17 protein-coding genes are annotated in these 18,438 nt (G+C 57.7%); 9 read left to right on the forward strand and 8 right to left on the reverse strand.

Features of this window, described 5'->3' with window-relative positions; translation table 11 throughout:
• The first annotated feature begins 36 nt into the window (after positions 1–36).
• Positions 37–1,236 (forward strand): MFS transporter, encoded by a 1,200-nt coding sequence (locus ACM6IM_RS17235; RefSeq protein ID WP_414865796.1) that lies wholly within the window; start codon positions 37–39, stop codon positions 1,234–1,236.
• Between the two features lie 4 nt (positions 1,237–1,240).
• On the opposite strand, the gene ACM6IM_RS17240 is transcribed toward ACM6IM_RS17235, so the two are convergent.
• Complete coding sequence (locus ACM6IM_RS17240) at positions 1,241–2,152, reverse strand: LysR substrate-binding domain-containing protein (protein WP_414865797.1); 912 nt, start codon at positions 2,150–2,152, stop codon at positions 1,241–1,243.
• Between the two features lie 156 nt (positions 2,153–2,308).
• Here ACM6IM_RS17240 and ACM6IM_RS17245 point away from each other — a divergent pair, with 156 nt between their 5' ends.
• Positions 2,309–3,058, forward strand: coding sequence for an SDR family NAD(P)-dependent oxidoreductase (locus tag ACM6IM_RS17245; protein ID WP_414865798.1), 750 nt, complete (start codon positions 2,309–2,311; stop codon positions 3,056–3,058).
• Between the two features lie 5 nt (positions 3,059–3,063).
• Here ACM6IM_RS17245 and ACM6IM_RS17250 read toward each other — a convergent pair whose 3' ends face one another.
• Entirely contained in the window at positions 3,064–3,948 is an 885-nt protein-coding gene (locus tag ACM6IM_RS17250) for an AraC family transcriptional regulator N-terminal domain-containing protein (RefSeq protein WP_414865799.1), read from the reverse strand.
• A gap of 138 nt (positions 3,949–4,086) precedes the next feature.
• On the opposite strand from ACM6IM_RS17250, the gene ACM6IM_RS17255 reads away from it, so the two are divergent.
• From ACM6IM_RS17255 to ACM6IM_RS17265, 3 genes are read left to right on the forward strand one after another with little or no spacing between them, the layout of a single operon-like run.
• On the forward strand, positions 4,087–4,830 hold the full coding sequence (locus tag ACM6IM_RS17255; protein ID WP_414865800.1) for an SDR family NAD(P)-dependent oxidoreductase: 744 nt from the start codon (positions 4,087–4,089) through the stop codon (positions 4,828–4,830).
• A 36-nt stretch (positions 4,831–4,866) separates the two neighbouring features.
• Positions 4,867–5,268: a VOC family protein gene (locus ACM6IM_RS17260; protein ID WP_414865801.1), complete on the forward strand. Its 402-nt coding sequence runs from the start codon at positions 4,867–4,869 to the stop codon at positions 5,266–5,268.
• The gene (locus ACM6IM_RS17265) at positions 5,265–6,242 is read left to right on the forward strand and encodes a saccharopine dehydrogenase family protein (RefSeq protein ID WP_414865802.1); all 978 of its coding nucleotides are present in this window, start codon (positions 5,265–5,267) and stop codon (positions 6,240–6,242) included. The genes ACM6IM_RS17260 and ACM6IM_RS17265 overlap by 4 nt, the downstream gene beginning before the upstream one ends.
• Before the next feature lie 33 nt (positions 6,243–6,275).
• On the opposite strand, the gene ACM6IM_RS17270 is transcribed toward ACM6IM_RS17265, so the two are convergent.
• A complete protein-coding gene (locus ACM6IM_RS17270) occupies positions 6,276–6,866 on the reverse strand; it encodes a TetR/AcrR family transcriptional regulator (protein ID WP_414865803.1) in 591 nt (196 codons plus the stop codon).
• Between the two features lie 174 nt (positions 6,867–7,040).
• Between ACM6IM_RS17270 and ACM6IM_RS17275 the strand changes: the two genes are divergently transcribed.
• The 3 genes from ACM6IM_RS17275 (at position 7,041) to ACM6IM_RS17285 (ending at position 9,156) form a co-directional block, all read left to right on the forward strand.
• Positions 7,041–7,781: an SDR family NAD(P)-dependent oxidoreductase gene (locus tag ACM6IM_RS17275; RefSeq protein ID WP_414865804.1), complete on the forward strand. Its 741-nt coding sequence runs from the start codon at positions 7,041–7,043 to the stop codon at positions 7,779–7,781.
• Positions 7,782–7,827: 46 nt separating this feature from the next.
• On the forward strand, positions 7,828–8,304 hold the full coding sequence (locus ACM6IM_RS17280; protein WP_414865805.1) for a nuclear transport factor 2 family protein: 477 nt from the start codon (positions 7,828–7,830) through the stop codon (positions 8,302–8,304).
• 123 nt (positions 8,305–8,427) lie between these two features.
• Entirely contained in the window at positions 8,428–9,156 is a 729-nt protein-coding gene (locus ACM6IM_RS17285; protein WP_414865806.1) for an SDR family oxidoreductase, read from the forward strand.
• Positions 9,157–10,466: 1,310 nt separating this feature from the next.
• On the opposite strand, the gene acnA is transcribed toward ACM6IM_RS17285, so the two are convergent.
• Entirely contained in the window at positions 10,467–13,151 is a 2,685-nt protein-coding gene (gene acnA, locus ACM6IM_RS17290) for an aconitate hydratase AcnA (protein ID WP_414865807.1), read from the reverse strand.
• Between the two features lie 214 nt (positions 13,152–13,365).
• On the opposite strand from acnA, the gene ACM6IM_RS17295 reads away from it, so the two are divergent.
• Positions 13,366–14,106: an ABC transporter substrate-binding protein gene (locus ACM6IM_RS17295; RefSeq protein WP_414865808.1), complete on the forward strand. Its 741-nt coding sequence runs from the start codon at positions 13,366–13,368 to the stop codon at positions 14,104–14,106.
• A 37-nt stretch (positions 14,107–14,143) separates the two neighbouring features.
• Here the strand turns inward: ACM6IM_RS17295 and ACM6IM_RS17300 are convergent, their stop codons facing one another.
• From ACM6IM_RS17300 to otnK, 4 genes are read right to left on the reverse strand one after another with little or no spacing between them, the layout of a single operon-like run.
• Positions 14,144–15,184, reverse strand: coding sequence for an AbrB family transcriptional regulator (locus tag ACM6IM_RS17300; RefSeq protein ID WP_007946576.1), 1,041 nt, complete (start codon positions 15,182–15,184; stop codon positions 14,144–14,146).
• Positions 15,181–16,245, reverse strand: coding sequence for a lactonase family protein (locus ACM6IM_RS17305; RefSeq protein ID WP_414865809.1), 1,065 nt, complete (start codon positions 16,243–16,245; stop codon positions 15,181–15,183). The genes ACM6IM_RS17300 and ACM6IM_RS17305 overlap by 4 nt, the downstream gene beginning before the upstream one ends.
• Before the next feature lie 42 nt (positions 16,246–16,287).
• On the reverse strand, positions 16,288–17,169 hold the full coding sequence (locus tag ACM6IM_RS17310) for a LysR family transcriptional regulator (protein ID WP_414865810.1): 882 nt from the start codon (positions 17,167–17,169) through the stop codon (positions 16,288–16,290).
• Complete coding sequence (gene otnK, locus ACM6IM_RS17315) at positions 17,159–18,427, reverse strand: 3-oxo-tetronate kinase (protein WP_414865811.1); 1,269 nt, start codon at positions 18,425–18,427, stop codon at positions 17,159–17,161. The genes ACM6IM_RS17310 and otnK overlap by 11 nt, the downstream gene beginning before the upstream one ends.
• Between the last annotated feature and the right edge of the window lie 11 nt (positions 18,428–18,438).

Genomic DNA, 18,438 nt, shown 5'->3' on the forward strand with positions numbered 1-18,438 from the left:
CGGCAACGTGCGCCTGTATGCCTTCAGGTTTCGACAATGACGGATAGTTTAAAAGCCGCATCTCCTTTGGCGTTATCAACTACTCCAAGCACCCAGTCCCCACCGGCCTCTTGGAGCGCAGTTGTTGCCATCGGCGTAGGCGCGTTCACGCTGGTGACCGCAGAATTTTTACCCATGGGGCTGTTGCCGCAAATTGCCCAGAACCTTGCGGTCAGTGAGGGGCAGGCCGGCCTTATGGTCACGGTACCCGGCATCGTGGCCGCCGGTGCGGCGCTGTTAACCATCAGCGTGGGCAAGCGTATTCAACGTCAGCACGCATTATTGGTGTTGCTCAGTCTGTTGGTCATTTCCAATGCACTGGTCGCCTGCGCCAATAGCCTTGGCGTTCTTCTCGTGGCTCGGATGCTTCTCGGCGTCGCGGTGGGCGGTTTCTGGACCATTGGGGTTTCACTGGGCCCCAGACTAAGGCCCGACGCCATTGGCCGGGCAACGTCCGTCATCTTTTCCGGCGTGACAGTGGGCACCGTAGTCGGCGTACCAGCAGGGACATTCCTTGGCGGGCTACTGGGATGGCGATTAGCGTTTGCAGCCTTCGCGGCGCTGGTTGTGCTGGTGGTGGTGGCGTTAGTGGTGCTGCTGCCGCGTATTCCACCTGAAAGATCCCTGGGCGTCGCTCAAGTACCGGTGGTGATGAGGATGAACACCGTTCGGGCAGGGCTCGTGGCGGTTGTGCTCATTTTTATCGGGCAGTTCGCCGCCTACACCTATATCGCACCGTTTCTAACGCAAATTAGCGGTATCGAGTCGGGCCGCCTGAGTGCGTTGCTACTCGCCTATGGCGTGGCGGGAGTTTTCGGCAACCTTTTTTGCGGTTGGTTTGTCGAGCGCGATGTACGCAGATCGGTGCTGGCCACATCGATATTCTTGGGTGGTGCCATGTTGGCGCTGGGTATCTGTGGCGCGAGCTCAGGGTGGGCGGCAGCAGCGGTCGTCGCCTGGGGTGTTGGTTTTGGCATGCTGCCTATCGCCATCCAGAGTTGGATATTCAACGCCGCGCCCGATCAACTTGAGGTTGTAGCAGCGCTATTCGTTGCTGCCGGGCAGTTGGCGATGGGGCTCGGCGCACTGATCGGCGGTGTAGTGGTTGATCACTTCGGCGTTCAAATGGCTATGGGGGTGGGAGTGGCGGGTACGTTGGGCGCCACATTGTGGATTGTCGCGAGCTTCCCCAGGTAGCCCCTTAGGGCAACACGTGTGGGTGGGCAGCGAAATGGTCCACCAGCCAATCGACAAATGCGCGCACGCGAACGCTCAAGTGTCGGTTGGGCATGTACACCACCGACAGCGGGTTGGGCTCGGCCTGCCAATCTTGCAACACCGGCACAAAGGTGCCGGCGTCGATATACGGCTGCGCCATAAACCGTAACGTATGGATCACCCCTAATCCTGCAAGGCCTGCGGCGAGGTAGGCGTTGCTGTCGTTGACGGCCACCACGTAATGGCCTTGCACGGCGAAGTGTTCATCGCCCTTGATGAACTCAAGGTTGTTCTGCCTTCCGGAGCCCGGGAAAAAGTAACGTACGAGCGCATGGCCATCTTCCAGTTTACCTGGGTGGCTGGGCACACCGTGCTTAGCCAAGTAAGCCGGCGTTGCGCAGGTAACAAACGGCAGGCTTCCCAGCCGTCGCGCAATCAGCGAGGAGTCTTGGAGGACGCCGCCGCGAATCACGCAGTCAATGTTTTCGCTGGCCAGGTCTGCTGTGCGATCACTCGCACCAATATCAATTTGCACCTGCGGATAGCGGGCGTGAAAGTCAGGCAGCGCCGGTATCACCAGTAGGGTGGCAATGGTGGTGCCCATATCAATTCTGACCTTGCCTTTCGGGGCCGACTGGGTGAGCGCAATTTCCGCCTCCACCTCCAGCCAGCGATCAAGCACCCTACTCATCTGTTCGTAATAGACGCCGCCTTCATTGGTCAGCGTGACCCGCCGCGTGGTGCGGTTAAGCAGCTTTACCCGCAGGTGTGCTTCCAGCGCTTGTACCAGCTTGGTCACGGCATTGGGGTGCAGGTCCATTTGCGTGGCTGCTTTGACGAAGCTGCCGGTTTCGACAATGCGGTTGAACGCTTGTACGGCAAGAAAGTAGTCCACGCGGGCACCGTTTGAGGAATCTGGAGAAGTACGTTTATCACCAAAGCAGTGATAGAGCATACCGATTAGACCAGTTTATCCCCGCTTGGGTGGTGGTTAGTGTGACGGCACGGTTTGTCATTCGCGACTGGCCCCTCACTACACAGGAAGAAAATCATGAGCAAGTCCTTGGCAGGTAAAGTTGCATTGGTTACCGGTGGCTCACGTGGCATTGGTGCCGCTATAGCCAAACGTTTGGCCGCCGAAGGTGCTGATGTGGCGTTCAGCTACGCCACATCAGCGGAGCATGCCCGTACGATGGCGCACCACATCGAATCACTGGGTGTGCAGGCGTTGGCCCTGGTTGCCGATCAGGCGGACGCTAATGCCGTCGCTGCGATGGTCAACCAGGTACACGCGCACTTCGGTCGCCTGGACATTCTGGTGAACAGCGCTGGGGTGTTTGTCACCGGCGTAATCGGCGATCCGCAGGCCGATATTGCCGAGCTGGAGCGCCAGCAGGCCATCAATGTGGGTGGCGTTGTCGCGGCTGTTCGTGCGGCGGTGCCGCTGTTGGCTGACGGTGGACGAATTGTTTCCATCGGCACCATGTTTGCCAGCCGTGCGCCTTTCCCAGGTATCGCTGACTACGCTGCGAGCAAGGCGGCAGTCGCTGCTTATAGCCGTGGTTGGGCGCGCGATTTAGGCGGGCGTCATATCACTGTCAATACCGTGCAGCCGGGCCCGATCAACACCCAGATGAACCCAGAAACAAGTGATGTGGCTGCCATGGTTAAACAGATGACGGCATTGGGTCGCTACGGCCAGCCAGAAGAAGTGGCGGGCGCCGTGGCGTTCTTGGTGGGGCCTGACGCTGGATATATCACAGGCGCCACCTTGAATGTAGATGGTGGTCAGAACAGCTAAACGGCTTAAGCCCTTGTGTCCGCCAAAATTCGCGCGGCATCTCGCGCCGGCGGCAAGCCAAAAACACGGGCGTAGTCGCGGCTGAACTGGGTGGGGCTTTCATAGCCCACTTCAAAGGCCGCCGTGGTGACGCTCTTGGCGCTGGCCACCAACAGCGTGCGGGCCTGGAGCAGCCGAACGCGCTTCTGATACTGCAATGGGCTCAAGTTGGTCACTGCTTTGAAATGGCGGTGGAAGGCCGAGACACTCATCGCTGCTTTCTCAGCCAAGTCGTCGACACGAATGGGCTCGGCGAAGTCGCGACGAATCCACTGGATGGCCAGGCTTACTCGGGCCATGGCGGTGTCCGGGGCTGCGATTTCACGCAGCATCCAGCCTTGAGGCCCCTGCAAGACGCGGTAGAGAATTTCCCGCTCATACGCCGGCGCCAGAGCGGTGATGTCTTGCGGACGCTCCATCAGTCGTAACATACGCACCCACGCGTCCATCAGTTCGGGCGTGACAGCGGCTACGGAAAAGCCGTTTTCCTGTGCTGCCCGCTCGGCAGGTTTGGGCAGATCCGCCAACAGCGTGGCGAGAATCGTCGGGTCCAACGTCAGGCTCACGGCTAAGTACGGCTCGCCCGTGGCGGCGGGGTGCACCTTGCCCACGGCCGGCAACTCGATGGACATTACAAAGTAGGTCGCCGGGTCGTAGCGCAAGGTGCGGTTGCCAACAGTCATCGACTTACTGCCCTGCAAAATCAGGTTGATCATCGGGTCGTACACAGCGGCCAACAGATGTTCCGGTACCTCGCCTTGCACCATGGCGACACGTGGAATGCCGGTTTCGGTACGCCGGTTCTCGGCATGGGCGGCCAGCGCCCGGAGTTCGTTCAGTTGATTATTCATGCTGAGCATCTGACGCCAAAGCGGGTACGCCGCGCAAGCAAAAAGCAGAAACAGGCAGGTTTCAAGTAGGAATGGCTGCGTGGCTGCGCACGGTGATAGCTACTGTGGCATCTCAACTAATCCACACCGGAGCACACCATGAGCGTCATTCTGATCACCGGGGGCAGCCGTGGCATCGGCGCTAGTACAGCCACCCTCTGCGCCGAACGAGGTATGGGCGTAGTCCTGACCTATAACAACAACCCGAAAGCGGCGCAGGCAGTGGTCGAGCAGATTCAGGCAGGTGGTGGCAAAGCCGTTGCGCTGAAACTGGATGTGGCCGACGTGAGCACCTTTGGCGCTTTTGCTGAAACAGTTCAGCATGTCTTGCAGCAGGTATGGGATGTGGCGCACCTCGACGGTGTCGTCAACAACGCCGGCTACGGGCTGTTCAATCCAATCGCGACGGTCAGCGAAGCGCAATTCGATGGGTTGTTCAACGTCCACCTCAAGGGCCCGTTTTTTCTGACCCAGACGCTGCTGCCGTTGCTGGCCGATGGTGCCAGCATCGTCAACCTCACCAGCGCCACGACCCGCGTGGCCACGGCGGGCGTTGCGCCGTACGCCGCGTTGAAAGGCGGGCTGGAAGTGCTGACCCGTTACATGGCCAAGGAGTTTGGCGAGCGCCGTATTCGCGCCAACGCCGTCTCGCCAGGGGCCATTCGTACCGAGTTAGGTGGCGGCCTGAACGATGAGTTCGAAGCGTTGCTCGCCGGGCAAACCGCGTTGGGCCGGGTAGGCGAGCCAGAAGATGTGGGTCTTGTTATCGCCACGTTGCTCTCGGTGGAGAGTGCCTGGATCAATGCCCAGACCATTGAGGTTGCTGGCGGTTATATGGTTTAGAACACTCCACACACCCCTTTAAGCGAGGAAAACACCATGCTTGACCATATCTTTATTTCTGTCGCAGACCTGGAGCGCTCCATCGCGTTCTACAGCGCCGCGCTGCCACCGCTGGGCATCACCAGCCGTCTTGACTACGACGGCAAGGATGGCCCGCCCGGCCATCCCGACCTCAAGGGGTTTGGGGCTCACGGGCGCGTATTTTTCTGGCTGCGCGAAGGCGTTGTTCAAGGGCGCGCGGCGCATATCGGCTTTGTCGCCAATAGCCGCGCGCAGGTAAATGCCGCCTACGCCGCCGCTATTCAGGCCGGCGGCACAGACAACGGTCCGCCTGGCGCCCGTTTGCACTACGACCCCGAGTACTACGCCGCCAATGTGTTGGACCCGGACGGCTATAGCCTCGAATTCGTCTACAAAAAATGGCAGCACAGCGCATGAAAAAACTATTGATATACGGCGCTGCGGGTTACACCGGCGCCATGGTTGCAGAACAAGCCAAGGCCGCTGGTCTGAACGTTGAAATTGCCGGTCGCGATGCCGCCAAGCTGCGAATACTGGCCGAGCGCCTGGACGTGCCCTACCGGGTACTTTCGCTCGATGAGCCGCTGTCTAGGGCCTTGGAAGGAGTGAATGTACTCCTGAACTGCGCGGGACCGTTTGCACTCACCGCGCAACCCTTGATGAACGCCTGCATTGAGGCCGGCGTCAGCTACCTGGACATTACCGCCGAAATCAACGTTTACCGGTTGGCTGAACGGCTCAGCGTGCAGGCTGCCAAAGCGGGGGTGATGCTGCTGCCCGGTGTTGGCTGGGACGTGGTGCCAACCGACTGTCTGGCCATGCACGTAGCGGAGCGTGTGCGTAGCCCTCAATCACTGCGTGTTGCACTTCAGGTGGCGGGGTCCATGTCGAGAGGTTCGGCAATCAGCGCCAGCGAAATCATCGGCGCAGGCTTGATGGCGCGGATCGATGGGCGATTGGTTGCCACCCCCGACGCCCAGCCACAGTTGTTCGACTTTGGTAACGGCCCGGTCCTCTGCGCACCGCTGTCTTTTGGTGACCTGATTACCGCATGGCATTCGACGGCTATCCCCAATATCGCAATGTACGTTCACGTCACCGGTAATGCATTTCCCACAGGTGATCTGGCACAACTCCCTGATGGCCCGAGCGCCGAGCAGCGGCTGGCTCAACCCGCTCACGCGGTCGCTGAAGTGACCGGCGCTGACGGAACCGTGGCGCGCTCGGTGATCGGGACGGTGAACGGTTATTCCTATACGCCTCTGGCCGCAGTAGAGGCAGCGCGCAGGGTATTGGGAGGTGAAGTCAGGCAGGGCTTTGCAACGCCGGCACAGGTGTTTGGCGTCGGCTTTGCTCAAAGCATTCCTGGTACGTGGGTGACTGACCGGTAGATGGGCCGCTGATCATTCTTACGCGAATAGCGCTCAATCCTGCGGGCCTGACAGTTCATGGCTGATGAACCTGCCTGCGATCTGCGCCACGTCGATCAGTCGTTTGCGCGACATGCCATTGCACGCGGAGGCTGAAAGCCCGCGCAACGTAACCGTAATGTAATCCGCGAGGGTTTGCGCGTTACCCGGCTGCACGTCGTCCAGGTACGCCCGTATGACCTTAAGGCCGCCGTTAGCCAGGGTTTCAGCCATCGTGCGGGCCACTTCGTCATCGGCACGCAGGCCCTCGGTAATCATGCAGCCACGCAATGTGGTGTCTTTTCCATATTGCTTTGCAGCGGCGACCAACAGCGCGCAAAGCGCCTCGCCGGGCGGGTGCTCCGGCGCGAGGATCTTGTCCAGCGGGAGGGCGTTTTCGCGGGCGTAGAGCTGCATCGCCCGCTCAAACAACTCGGCTTTGCTGCCGTATGCCGCGTAGAAGCTTGGCGGCTTGATATCCATGGCGTCGACCAGGTCGGTAAGGCTCACCGCGTCGAAACCGTGTTCATGGAACATGGCCTGAGCGATGGCGACTCCCGCTTCTCTGTCGAAGGCCGGGCGACGTTGGCGAGTTTTCTCGTTCATGGTGACCTCGTGGATAAGCGTCCAGTGTAGCGATCACTAAATTCAACATCAATTGTCCGATGCGGATCGCTCAATTTATGTAGCGATTACTAAATGTGTTGCGTGGCTGATCGTGCTTATGTAGTGTTCGCTACATAAATTCAATCTTCCAAATCGCCTGTAGAGGACATCGCAATGCAATTTCAAGACAAAGTCGTTCTGGTCACCGGTGGGTCGTCGGGCCTTGGGCTCGCCATTGCCCAGGAGCTGGTGGAGCAGGGGGCTCATGTAGTCATCACCGGTCGCCGGGAGGCGCAGCTCAATGATGCCGTGGCCATCCTGGGTGATCGTGCCACCGCAATCGTGGCGGATGTTTCAATCGCGGCAGATTTGGCGGTGTTGTTCGGCAAGGTCAAGTCGCGCCACGGCCGCATTGACGTACTCGTGGCAAACGCCGGTATGGGCGAAGTAGAGCCTCTGGGCAGCATCACCGAAGCGTATTTCGACCGGGTGTTCAACACCAATGTGAAAGGCGTGACCTTCACCGTTCAGGGGGCGCTCGCCCTTATGGGAAAAGGCAGCAGCATCGTCATTATTGGCTCAACGGCCTCTATCGATCCGGGCCCAGGCCTGAGCGTCTATGGCGCGACCAAGGCCGCACTGCGAGCGCTGGTAAGAAGCTGGGTGCTCGACATTCGCGGCAGTGGGGTGCGGATCAATATGGTCAGTCCGGGCCCCGTCGACACCGATTCGTTGCGCAAGATGCTGGCCGAGCAGGCCGATGAAGTCATCAAGGCATTGAGTGAAAAAAGCACCATCGGCCGTATAGGCCAGGCCCACGAAATCGGTAAGGCCGTGGCCTTTCTGGCCAGTGATGCCGCGAGCTACATCAATGGCGTGGAGCTATTCGCCGACGGCGGCGCCTCTCAGGTGTGACCCCATCGCTGTCACCCCGGCTCGCCCTTAATCCCTGGAGAAAAACATGAGTGATACCCCACAACTGCTTGCACGTCTCGCCGCCGAGAGCGCCATCCACCGCCTCCACGCTATCTATATTCATCGTCTGGACAGTGGCGATTTTACCGGTGTGGCAGACGTGCTTCAGCATGCCGTGCTTCATGTTCTTGGCACCGAAGCGTCCACTCGGGAGGGCTTGCTGGCGTTCTTCGAAGCCGGCCTGCAAATGCATGAAGACGGCACGCCACGCACCTGGCACTCGATCACCAACGTGCTGATTGATGTCGCACCCTCGGGCGACAAGGCGAGTTCGGCCAGCTATTACACCGTGCATCAACAGCTTGATGGGTTTCCCTTGCAGCCTATCTGCACCGGCAAGTACCTCGACGAATTTGAATTGCACGATGACGAATGGCGATTCAGTCGTCGCGAGGTGACGTTGCGCTTCGCCGGTGACCTTCAGCACCACGTGCAAGGCGCGCAGCGCCATCTAGTTGCTTAGAGCGCCTGATGGGAAAAGCACGTCCCGCGCCGTTCCTGAATGGTGGGGGGCGGCTTGGCTTCTCGCTCATTTCGCATAAATGCCTGTCTCGCCAAGGCGTTTTTTATCCCGAGGAATTCAAATTTGAATAACAAACGACAGGCGCTGATCACCGGTGCCAACAAAGGCATTGGGCTCGCGATTGCCAAAGGTCTTGCCGAGGCCGGTTTTTTTGTCTGGATCGGCGCACGCGACGTTGCACGTGGCGAGCACGCCGTTGCTGAGCTGCGTAAAACAGGGCTCGACGCCGGCTTTCTTGAATTGGATGTTGCAGACGACGCCAGCGTGCAAGACGCTGCCACGACTCTGGCTGCGCACATTGAAGCGCTTGATGTGCTGGTCAACAATGCGGGCATTGCAGTCGACATGACGCGGGCGCCCAGCCAGGTGCGCATGCAGGACATGAAGGCTGTTTATGAGGTCAACCTGTTTGGCCCAGTGCGCGTCACCCAAGTGTTTTTGCCGTTGCTCAGGGCCGCCGATCAGGCGCGGATTGTCATGATGGGTAGCGGCGTTGGCTCGCTCACATTGATCACCGACCCCACCTCGCTCTATTCGACCGTCAACCTGCTTGATTACACCTCGTCGAAAGTCGCGCTCAACGCGGTCACCGTCTCCTTCGCCAAGGAGCTGGCGCCGTTGGGCATCAAGGTGAACGCGGTCGAGCCAGGTCATGTAAGGACCGACCTTAATGGCAACTCGGGTGTGCTCACCCCTGAAGAGGGTGCGGCTATCGCGATCAAGATGGCATTGCTCGAATCCGACGGTCCTACTGGTGGCTTCTTTGGAAGCCATGGCCGGCAACCATGGTAGTTCCTAACTACTTAATTTGATGATCCGCAGGAAACCTAAGCGCAGCGAGGGTAGCGCTGCTTCCAGTCGCGTTGTCAGGAGGACAGAGGCGAGTGCTATTGGCCGACACCGCTCCTTCGCGACCGTCAGCAATTGGCCGATTTCTGCCTGTCATTAGGGGTAGAAAACGCCCCAAAGCAGTCGATCAATAATGGATAATGGCAAAAACCGGCCCAAGAAAACTTCAGTTGCTAAACCTCTACGGCAAATTGGTCTCTGCAATGGACTGCAAATGTATGATTACTACAGTGAACCAGGATGATCGCTTAGACTATTTCGTCGTCGTGCATGGCATTGACGCTCAAACCTACGAACGGATGGCTGTTCACTTTGAATGTCGTCGCGGCGGAGTGCGACCGACAGACCAAAGCAGGTATATCTCTATCCCAGTAACGGTTGGCACTCTGGATAGCACCCTTGCTTGGATCAAAGCCGAGGTGAACGGACACCATGACGAGCTGTATGTGATAGTGTCCGTCGCGACAAATTTGTCTTGGGGCGAGGTTATAATTCCCGCGAAAATAGCTTTGCTCGCTGGTCAAGCTGAGGCCGCGATTAAGATTGCGTTCCAACTCAAGCGAACCTAATCCAATGGCAGGCAGTGCTTGCTTTGGATCCGCCTGCCCCGAAGGCCTGCTTTTGGCCGTTTGCTGCCTATCACAACTAGATGAAACTGACCCGTTGCTACCAGTGGAAAAGACAGAACGATCCGCCGCTACGATTGATCGCGTTCAATACATAGAGCTAAACAGCTGCTCAGAGTTCTTCAATTCACACGCCGCTTCTGCCTCCGCTCGCGTTGGAAAATGAAGGGGTAGACGGGACTTTTCCTTGTTGTCATAAATGTCGAATCCAGACGACTCCGTTCGCGAATAAAAGCGCACACCACACCTTGCAGATTCTGTCTCTTTAGGTGTTGCTGGTACGACAACAAATCTCAATACCATCTCCTCACCTATAGTTTTTTATTCCTAATTCTTTTGTTTTAGCGGCATATAGCCATCTTATCAATCTCCCGTCATGGGTCTCGACGAGTGGAAAGTACCTAGCCCAGATACAGAGTTAACCGATGGTGAGCCGATGAAAGCTTCAGGCCGAAGGCAGCTCAATATTTCGCTGTTTCGACCTGGAAATTTGTTCCGATGGCTATGCACGGCGGCAAGAAAATATCTGCCGTGGTTTTACAGCCCTCATGGCCCTCTGACAGTCTGCGCGCTTGGTTTTTAGCCACTTTGAAGGCGGCATCCCGCGATGCACTTCCCGCCTCCCTATCAGTTGCTCACCTGCGAAACGACCTTGCGCACGACATACGGCAGGATACCGCCCTCCTTCAAGTAGAGAATTTCCTGTTGCGAATCCAACTGTAGAATCAACGGCAGCGAGGTCTGACTTCCGTCCGCGCGATTGATCACCAGGCAAAGCGGGTTTGCCCCCACCTGCATTGTCTCCAGACCGTTGAAGTCCAGTGTCTCATCCCCTTTTAACTGCAAGTTCGTCGCGTCGACGCCTGCCGCAAACGTAATGGGCAAGATGCCCATGCCGATCAGATTGCTACGATGGATACGCTCAAAACTCTGCGCGACGACAGCCTTGACGCCCAAGGTGGCTTGCGCCTTGGCTGCCCAGTCACGACTGGAGCCCGCTCCATAGTTGAATCCGGCGAAGATCACCAGCGGCACGTCCTTGGCAACGTAGCTCAGAGCTGCGTCGTAAACGCGCTGGATCGAACCGTCAAAAGCCGTTGCAAAACCACCCTCCCCCGGCTGTTGCTCCAATAGCCGATTCTTCACTGCTCGATTCACGAATGCACCGCGCATCATCACTTCGTGGTTGCTGCGGCGGGTCGAGTATTGATTGAGATCGTTCGGGTTTTCGCCGCGCTCGATCAGCCACTGTCCAGCCTGGCTTTCGAGTGGAATCGCACTGGCCGGTGAGATGTGGTCAGTGGTGACGTTGTCGCCCAGCACCATCAAAGTTCTTGCACTATGAATCGACAACTCGGGTGAAGCTTCGGCTTTGACGTTTTGCAGGTAAATGGGGCGGCGCAGGTAAGTCGAATTCGACGCCCAAGGAAACTGCACGCTGCCACTCGCTGACAGTGCCTGCCAGTGATGAGTGCCATCCCACAGCATCGCGTTACGCTGGCGGAACAAATCCGGGCGAACGGTCTGGCTGACCAGTGCCTGAATCTGCTCTTCACTGGGCATCAGTTCATGCAAGTACACATCGTTGCCTGCCGCATCCTGTCCTAACGGCTCAGTCTGGATATCCATATTGATGGTGCCTGCCAAGGCATAAGCCACGACCAGCGCCGGCGAAGCCAGGTAGCCGACCTGTACGCGAGGATTGACCCGCCCCTCGAAGTTGCGATTGCCCGACAGCACCACCACGGTTTTGAGGCCCTGGTCCGAGAAGCGCTCCATGTGTTCCTCGAGGCTGCCGGAGTTACCGATGCAGGTCATGCAGCCAAACCCGGCGAGATCGAACCCCAAGGCCGAGAAGTCGCTCAGCAGATCGGCCTTTTCCAGGTAGTCCGCGACTACGCGTGAGCCGGGCGACAGAGATGTCTTGACCCAGGGCTTACTGCGCAAACCGCGACGCTGAGCGTTGCGGGCCAGCAATCCCGCCTGGATCATCTGGCTCGGGTTTGCAGTGTTGGTGCAACTGGTGATTGCCGCCAGGGAGATGGCGCCATGGGTCAGGGCCTGGCCAAACGAAGGCTCGAAGTATTCGGCTTCAGCATCCGAAGAACGCGCTATCACGCCCTCCCGCTCACCCAGAATTTCCTGACGAAAGGATGGCGCGGCGTCAGCCAGTTTGCGCCACTGATGCGGTTGATGAGGTCCAGCAACACTTGGCTCGATGGCCGCGAGATCCAGCTCGATCAAGTCATCGAAATGCGGTTCGGGCAGTGAGTCGTGGCGCCACAGGCCTTGCGCTTGGAGGTAAGTTTCAATACGCGCAATGGTGTCTTCGCTGCGACCGGTCAGGTGCATGTACTCCATCGTGCTGTCGTCGAACGGGAAGAATACTACGGTGGCGCCATACTCAGGGGCCATGTTCGACAGCGTGCCTCGCGCCGCCCAACTGAGCTTCGACAGGCCAGGGCCGCAGAACTCAACGAACTTGCCCACCACGCCCTTCGCACGCAATATTTGCGTGATGCGCAATGCCAGATCGGTGGCCGTCACCCCGGGCCGCAGTTCATTGCTCAAACGAATGCCGACGACTTCAGGAAAGCTGATCGGCACCGGCTCGCCGAGCATGGCAGCCTGTCCCTCCAGCCCACCCACACCCCAGCCCAGAACGCCGATGGCGTTGATCATCGGCGTGTGGCTGTCGGTTGCTACGATATCGTCAGGATGCAGCAGTGGCTGGCCATCGGCGGTCTGGCTTTCCCAAACCACGGTCGCCAGCGACTCCATGTTGACCTGGTGAATGATCCCGGTACCGGGCGGAACCACCTTGAAATTGGTCAGACTCTTCTGTGCCCACTTGATGAATTCGTAGCGTTCGGAGTTGCGGCGGTAGTCGATGTCCAGGTTCTTCTCCACCGCGTCCGCTTCGGCGTAGCGCTCGACAATCACCGAATGGTCAATGACCAGCACCGCAGGAATCATCGGGTTCATGGTTTCCGGTGCGCCACCCATCTCCGCCACCATGTCGCGCATACCGGCAAAGTCAGCAAGCGCCGGCAGGCAGGTCGTGTCGTGGAACATCAGCCGGTTGGGGTAAAAAGGCACTTCGCAGGCCGGCGCCCCTTGGCGTATGCATGCGATGAAGTTGTCCAGCGACGCCCGTGAGCACCGCGCCACATTCTCCAGCAGAATACGGATTGAATAAGGCAAGCCAATGAGCTCGGCCGGGGTGAGTATCTTGTGCAGATCCACGTAGGCGTAACGGGTGTCGCCCACTTGAAGATGACTTTGATGACGTGCGTCGATGGTGGAAATCATGGGCTTACCGTTCACCGGTTGAGTGCGTACGCAAACGAGTCTATTCGGTCGTTCAGTTGAACCCAGCGTAACGAAAGGCCGAGCCGGGGAAAATTGAACAATGAGCAAGTCATCGTTCGCCAACGGAGAACGCAGCCTTGATGAGTCTGAAATTGTCAGGTCTTGCTCACTTCCCTACTCTCAGGGGCGACGACAATTTCCATGGAGACCATTTATGCTCGCCCCTACCGCAAAAGTCCTTGCAGAGCTTGCCCCGACTGGTGTGCTCAAAGCTGCCATCAACTTCGGCAATCCGGTGCTTGCACAGCGCAATGCCGAAACGGGCCAACCTCAAGGTGTATCTGTCAGCCTGGCGGTGGAATTGGGCAAGCACCTGGGCGTTCCTGTCGAGTTCATCACCTACGACGCTGCGGGAAAAGTGTTCGAGGCGTTGGCACAAAATCAATGGAACATCGCATTCCTGGCCATCGAACCTGTGCGTGAAGCTCAAGTCGCCTTCAGTGAACCTTACGTGATTATCGAAGGTACCTATCTGGTCAAGGACAGCTCCCCATTCCGCAAGATGGAAGATCTGGATCAACCCAAGGTGCGGATCGCCGTGGGCAAGGGTGCAGCTTATGACCTGTACCTGAGCCGGACTCAACAGCACGCAACCCTGGTTCGCGCGTCAACCTCTGCCGGAGCGGTGGACCTGTTTCTCGATGAGAACCTGGATGCGGCGGCGGGCGTGCGTCAACCGTTGCTCAAGGTCGCCGAAGCCAACAAGGAATTGCGCGTCCTGGACGGTTACTTCACGTCAATTCGCCAGGCAATGGGCGTACCCGTGCGATGCGCCGCGGGTGCGGCGTATGTCAGAGCATTCCTGGAAGAACAGAAAGCCAACGGTTTCGTTACCAAGGCACTTGCCGCAAGCGGCCAAAGTGACGTCACGGTTGCCCCGCTTCAAGTCAATTGAGACCGCTGCGATAAGGGGATGAAACGCACTTGCCTGCTCAGCGGCGAAGGCGTTTCAACCAGATTTTATGCACCGGCTCAGCGCAGAGCATCACCACTATCAAGCGCATGATCTGCATTGCCGTAACGATGCCAACGCCCAGGTTCAAGGCTTCGGCCGTCAGGTACATTTCCGTACTGCTGCCCGGCATCATGCCCAGTGCCAGCGTCATCAAAGGAAAGCCCAGCAGATAACCGATTCCAAGTGCCAGCAACAAGGTGCAAACAATCATGCTCAAGGTGAACACCGAAACCTTGATCAGGAATGTCGGTGAGGCCTTGAAGAACTGGCGATCAAAATAGCCTCCCAGCGCGCAACCGATCATGAGCTGACCGTAATGGCTCAGCTCAACGGGTAATGCCGTCTGCAGATTGAAGCTGGCAGTGAATAGCGCGCACAGCGCCATCGGGCCGAACATCCAAGGGTTCGGCAACTTGTACCGTTTCCAGATAATCGCCGTCAGCGCCCCGCCGAGCAACAATGGCAGCAGCCAATACCAATCACTGGGCAATCGGGCATGAACCACAGATGGAGAGATTTTCGAGCTGAAAAACATCGCGGGCGGAACACAAAGCACAATCAGCACAAGCCGAACACTGTGAGCTGCAGCGATCTGACTGACGTTGGCCTTATGCCTGATCCCCGATTGAATCATCTCTGCAAAGTTCGCAGGCATGAAGGCGAAAAAGGCAGTCGTCAGATCCATGCCTCGACGCCGCATGAACTCGATGCCGAGCAAGGCAAGTAACAAGGTGAGAAATGCCGCGAACAGCATCATCGCGAAATGACCCAGGATCTGCTCCAGCACCGCGGGTGTGAAATGCAGGCCTATGGATGTCGCAATCATCCATTGCCCGGTCAATCGACCATTGGGGATCTCCCCCACCCGCCAGCCGAGACATCGCACCAGAATAACCGCCAACATCGATCCAATGATCCAGGGCAAAGGCCAGTTCAGGTAACTGGCAATCAGTGCGCCGGCCACTCCAACCAGCGGTGTCGCCCACCACAATCCCATTGAGGTGAAAAACGCTCTCATAGGTTGGTGCCACCAAAGACCATACACACTGGACTTCCTGTCTCAATCACCTCACCCGTCGGGGTCAAGCTGCCAGTCGTTGGGTCAATACTGAAAACCACGATGGTGTCGCTGTCCTCATTGGCCACATACATGCATCCGCCGTCGGGCGACAACGCGAAAAATCGAGGAGTGAGGCCTTGCGTTGGCGTAGCTGATTCGAATGTCAGCCAGCCCGATTGAGGATCGATGCTGAAGCACGCAATGCTGTCGCTTCCCCGGTTGGAGGCGTAGACGAAGCGCCCTGCCTTATCGACTTCGATCTCTGCGGCCGTGCTGTCGCCGGTGAAAGAATCCGGCAGCGTAGAGAGCACCTGCTGCGGCTGCAGCTCACCACTTTCGCTGTTGAAGCGATAGGTTGCGACGGTCGAGTCGAGCTCATTGACCGAGTAGACAACGGGTAGTCCCGGATGAAAAGCCACATGCCGCGGCCCGGCCCCTTTGCGGGTGGCAACAGATGGACAGGCTGTCGGGAGCAGCTTGCCCGACAGTGAGTCGAATCGGTAAGTGAAGATCCGGTCGAGACCTTTATCCGGTACGACGACTAGCTTTCCACTGGGGTCGAATGGATTGAAATGCGGTTTCGGGCCTTTTTGTTCAATTCGATGGGGTCCGATCGGCCCTTGCGTCATCACTTGATCGCAGAGTTCGCCGAGTTCCCCCGAATCGAGAATCGGTAAAACAACAACAGAACCACTGTAATGGTTGCTCACCACCAGGAAGTCGCCGTCCGGTGAAATCGCCAAATGTGCGGGATTGTGGCCATGGGTGCTTTGGCTATTGAGGTAGCGCAGCGTGCCATTGGCGCCGATGCTGAATGCGCTGGCCTGATCCGTATCACCATGGACGCAGTACAGGAAATCCTCCTGTTTACTGATCGCAAGAAATGAAGGGTTTACCAATCCATCAACCAACTGCACATGAGACAGGCGCCCAGTCTTTGAGTCGACGCTGTAGACGTTGATCCCGTTGCCACGGGCATTCCTTTCACGAGTGGTGCGACAGCCTACGTAAATGAACATGAAGTCATCTCAAAAGGCGAGCAGGTGCATGGATGGCACCTGTCACGCGGTCAAGTGTGCGACGAACGCGCGAGCGGTAGGAGGGAGCGCTTCGAATCGTCGAGCAACAATATTCAACTGACGCTTGGCCCATGGCTCGGCCAACGTGACAGCCTGCAAATGGAAGGAACGCAGATAGGGACGCAGAACATCGCGAGGCAAAATGCAAATGCCCAGATTGGTCGAAACCATCCGGCACATGCATTCAAAGCTGGAAACCCGAACCCGCTGCCTGATTGGCTTACCTAACAATTCGGCTTGTTCAGTCAGCAGCAAATGCACCGAGCTTTCCACATGAGGACCAATGAACTCGAAGATCAGCGCCTGCTCGAAACTGGCTTGCGTCTGCGCCGCCAATGGATGCCGTTCTGGAACCGCAATCACCAACTCATCCACGCGATAAGGAACGGATTCCAACCCTTGTGAAGGCGTCTGTTCGGCAATGATGCCGACATCCGCACGACCGTCCGACACCGCTCGTACGATTGCCGCACCGACGCGCTCCTCGATATCGAACTTGATATCGGGGTAGGTTTCCATAAATGTGCCGATATCCAGACTCAGCTGTTGGGCCAACGCCGATGTGATGGCGTGCAATCGAACATGGCCCTTGATTCCAGCACCATACTCACTCAACTCCTGGTCCATCTTCAAAAGAGTTTCGTTCACCTGCAACGCGTAATGGCGCAGCGACTGCCCCGCAGGGGTCAGCTCCATTCCGCGCGGATAGCGAATGAACAAGGGAGAACCCACCTTCTCTTCAAGCTCGCTGATCCGCTTACTGACTGCGGAGGTCGCCAGGTGGCAGAGCTGCGATGCCTTGGTCAGGTTTCGCTGCTCCGCCACAGCCATGAAGATTTCCAGGCTGAGCAGATCATGGCGCATTGGCCAATGCCTTCTCGAAGAAGTCTACCGTGCCGAAATTGCCGGATTTCAGCGCCAAGGCAACCGGGTCGTCGCGCAAGCCGAGTGTCCAAGGCACACCAGGATCGATGGTCGCACCAATTCGCAGAGCCTTGACTTGCAGTGCCTTGACTACCGCACCCGATGTCTCGCCGCCGGCAACCACCAGCTTGCGAACACCCATGCCGTAGAGGCCGACAGCGACGGCGGACAATGCGTCTTCAACGATCTGCCCAGCAGCCTCAACGCCTAGCTTTTGCTGAGCAAGCTTGACCGTCTCTGGATGCGCGCTTCCGTAGATCAGGACGGGACCCTTTTGAATCAGATCCTTTGCCCATTCAAGTGCTTCAGCAACCTGATCATGACCATTGGCAAGACGCAGCGGATCAATGGAAAAGCTCGGGCGGGTTTTCTGCCAGTGCTCGACCTGACCATTCGTCGCTACCGAACAACTGCCGGAAACAACGGCGCCCAAGCCCTCGATGACAGGCAGTACCGATGCCGTTTCGGACTGACCGAGCTTGCCCGCACGACGGAAGTTTTCAGGTAGACCCAGCGCAACGCCAGAACCGCCGGTAACCAGTTTATGGTCCGCTACGGCAGTGCCTATGGCATACAAATCTTCATCATCGATCGCATCGACAATGGCATAACCTCGACCTTGGGCAGTGAGGCTGTTGAAAGCCGCGGAAATGGCTTGCGCGCCCTTGTTTACGACCGAATGTGCAACAAGACCTACCGGTTTGAGCGTCTGCTGTTGCAATACCCGAACCAGATTGGAATCGGTCATTGGCGTCAATGGATGATTACGCATGCCGGATTCGCTCAACAGCACATCGCCGACGAACAAATGACCGTTAAAAATCGTCCGTTTGTTCTCCGGGAATGCAGGACAAGCCACAGCGAACGAGACGTTCAAAGCTTCAGCAAGTGCATCGGCGACAGGGCCGATGTTTCCGCGAGAGGTCGAGTCAAACGTCGAGCAATATTTGAAAAAAAACTGTTGGCAGCCTGCCGCACGCAACCATTCCAGCGCTTCGAACGATTGGGTAACGGCTTCTTCCGGGCTGACAGTACGGCTTTTCAGGGCAATGACGACAGCATCGATGTCGTCAGGCAGTGGCCCTTGCGGCACACCGATCACTTGTAGCGTGCGCATGCCGCCACGTACCAGCGTACTGGCCAAATCCGTACCGCCGGTGAAGTCATCAGCGATGCAACCGAGTAGTAATTGACTCACTGTGGTCTCCT

Origin of the sequence: Pseudomonas sp. IT-P12 (genome assembly GCF_949767465.1) — a bacterium.
In the GTDB taxonomy this organism is placed as follows: Bacteria; Pseudomonadota; Gammaproteobacteria; order Pseudomonadales; family Pseudomonadaceae; genus Aquipseudomonas.

Bases quoted from the DNA above. Each gene is read 5' to 3' on its own strand.
- ACM6IM_RS17235 (WP_414865796.1), top strand. From the start codon at position 37: ATGACGGATAGTTTAAAAGCCGCATCTCCTTTGGCGTTATCAACTACT.
- ACM6IM_RS17245 (WP_414865798.1), top strand. From the start codon at position 2,309: ATGAGCAAGTCCTTGGCAGGTAAAGTTGCATTGGTTACCGGTGGCTCA.
- ACM6IM_RS17250 (WP_414865799.1), bottom strand. From the start codon at position 3,948: ATGAATAATCAACTGAACGAACTCCGGGCGCTGGCCGCCCATGCCGAG.
- ACM6IM_RS17255 (WP_414865800.1), top strand. From the start codon at position 4,087: ATGAGCGTCATTCTGATCACCGGGGGCAGCCGTGGCATCGGCGCTAGT.
- ACM6IM_RS17260 (WP_414865801.1), top strand. From the start codon at position 4,867: ATGCTTGACCATATCTTTATTTCTGTCGCAGACCTGGAGCGCTCCATC.
- ACM6IM_RS17265 (WP_414865802.1), top strand. From the start codon at position 5,265: ATGAAAAAACTATTGATATACGGCGCTGCGGGTTACACCGGCGCCATG.
- ACM6IM_RS17270 (WP_414865803.1), bottom strand. From the start codon at position 6,866: ATGAACGAGAAAACTCGCCAACGTCGCCCGGCCTTCGACAGAGAAGCG.
- ACM6IM_RS17275 (WP_414865804.1), top strand. From the start codon at position 7,041: ATGCAATTTCAAGACAAAGTCGTTCTGGTCACCGGTGGGTCGTCGGGC.
- ACM6IM_RS17280 (WP_414865805.1), top strand. From the start codon at position 7,828: ATGAGTGATACCCCACAACTGCTTGCACGTCTCGCCGCCGAGAGCGCC.
- acnA (WP_414865807.1), bottom strand. From the start codon at position 13,151: ATGATTTCCACCATCGACGCACGTCATCAAAGTCATCTTCAAGTGGGC.
- ACM6IM_RS17295 (WP_414865808.1), top strand. From the start codon at position 13,366: ATGCTCGCCCCTACCGCAAAAGTCCTTGCAGAGCTTGCCCCGACTGGT.
- ACM6IM_RS17300 (WP_007946576.1), bottom strand. From the start codon at position 15,184: ATGAGAGCGTTTTTCACCTCAATGGGATTGTGGTGGGCGACACCGCTG.
- ACM6IM_RS17305 (WP_414865809.1), bottom strand. From the start codon at position 16,245: ATGTTCATTTACGTAGGCTGTCGCACCACTCGTGAAAGGAATGCCCGT.
- ACM6IM_RS17310 (WP_414865810.1), bottom strand. From the start codon at position 17,169: ATGCGCCATGATCTGCTCAGCCTGGAAATCTTCATGGCTGTGGCGGAG.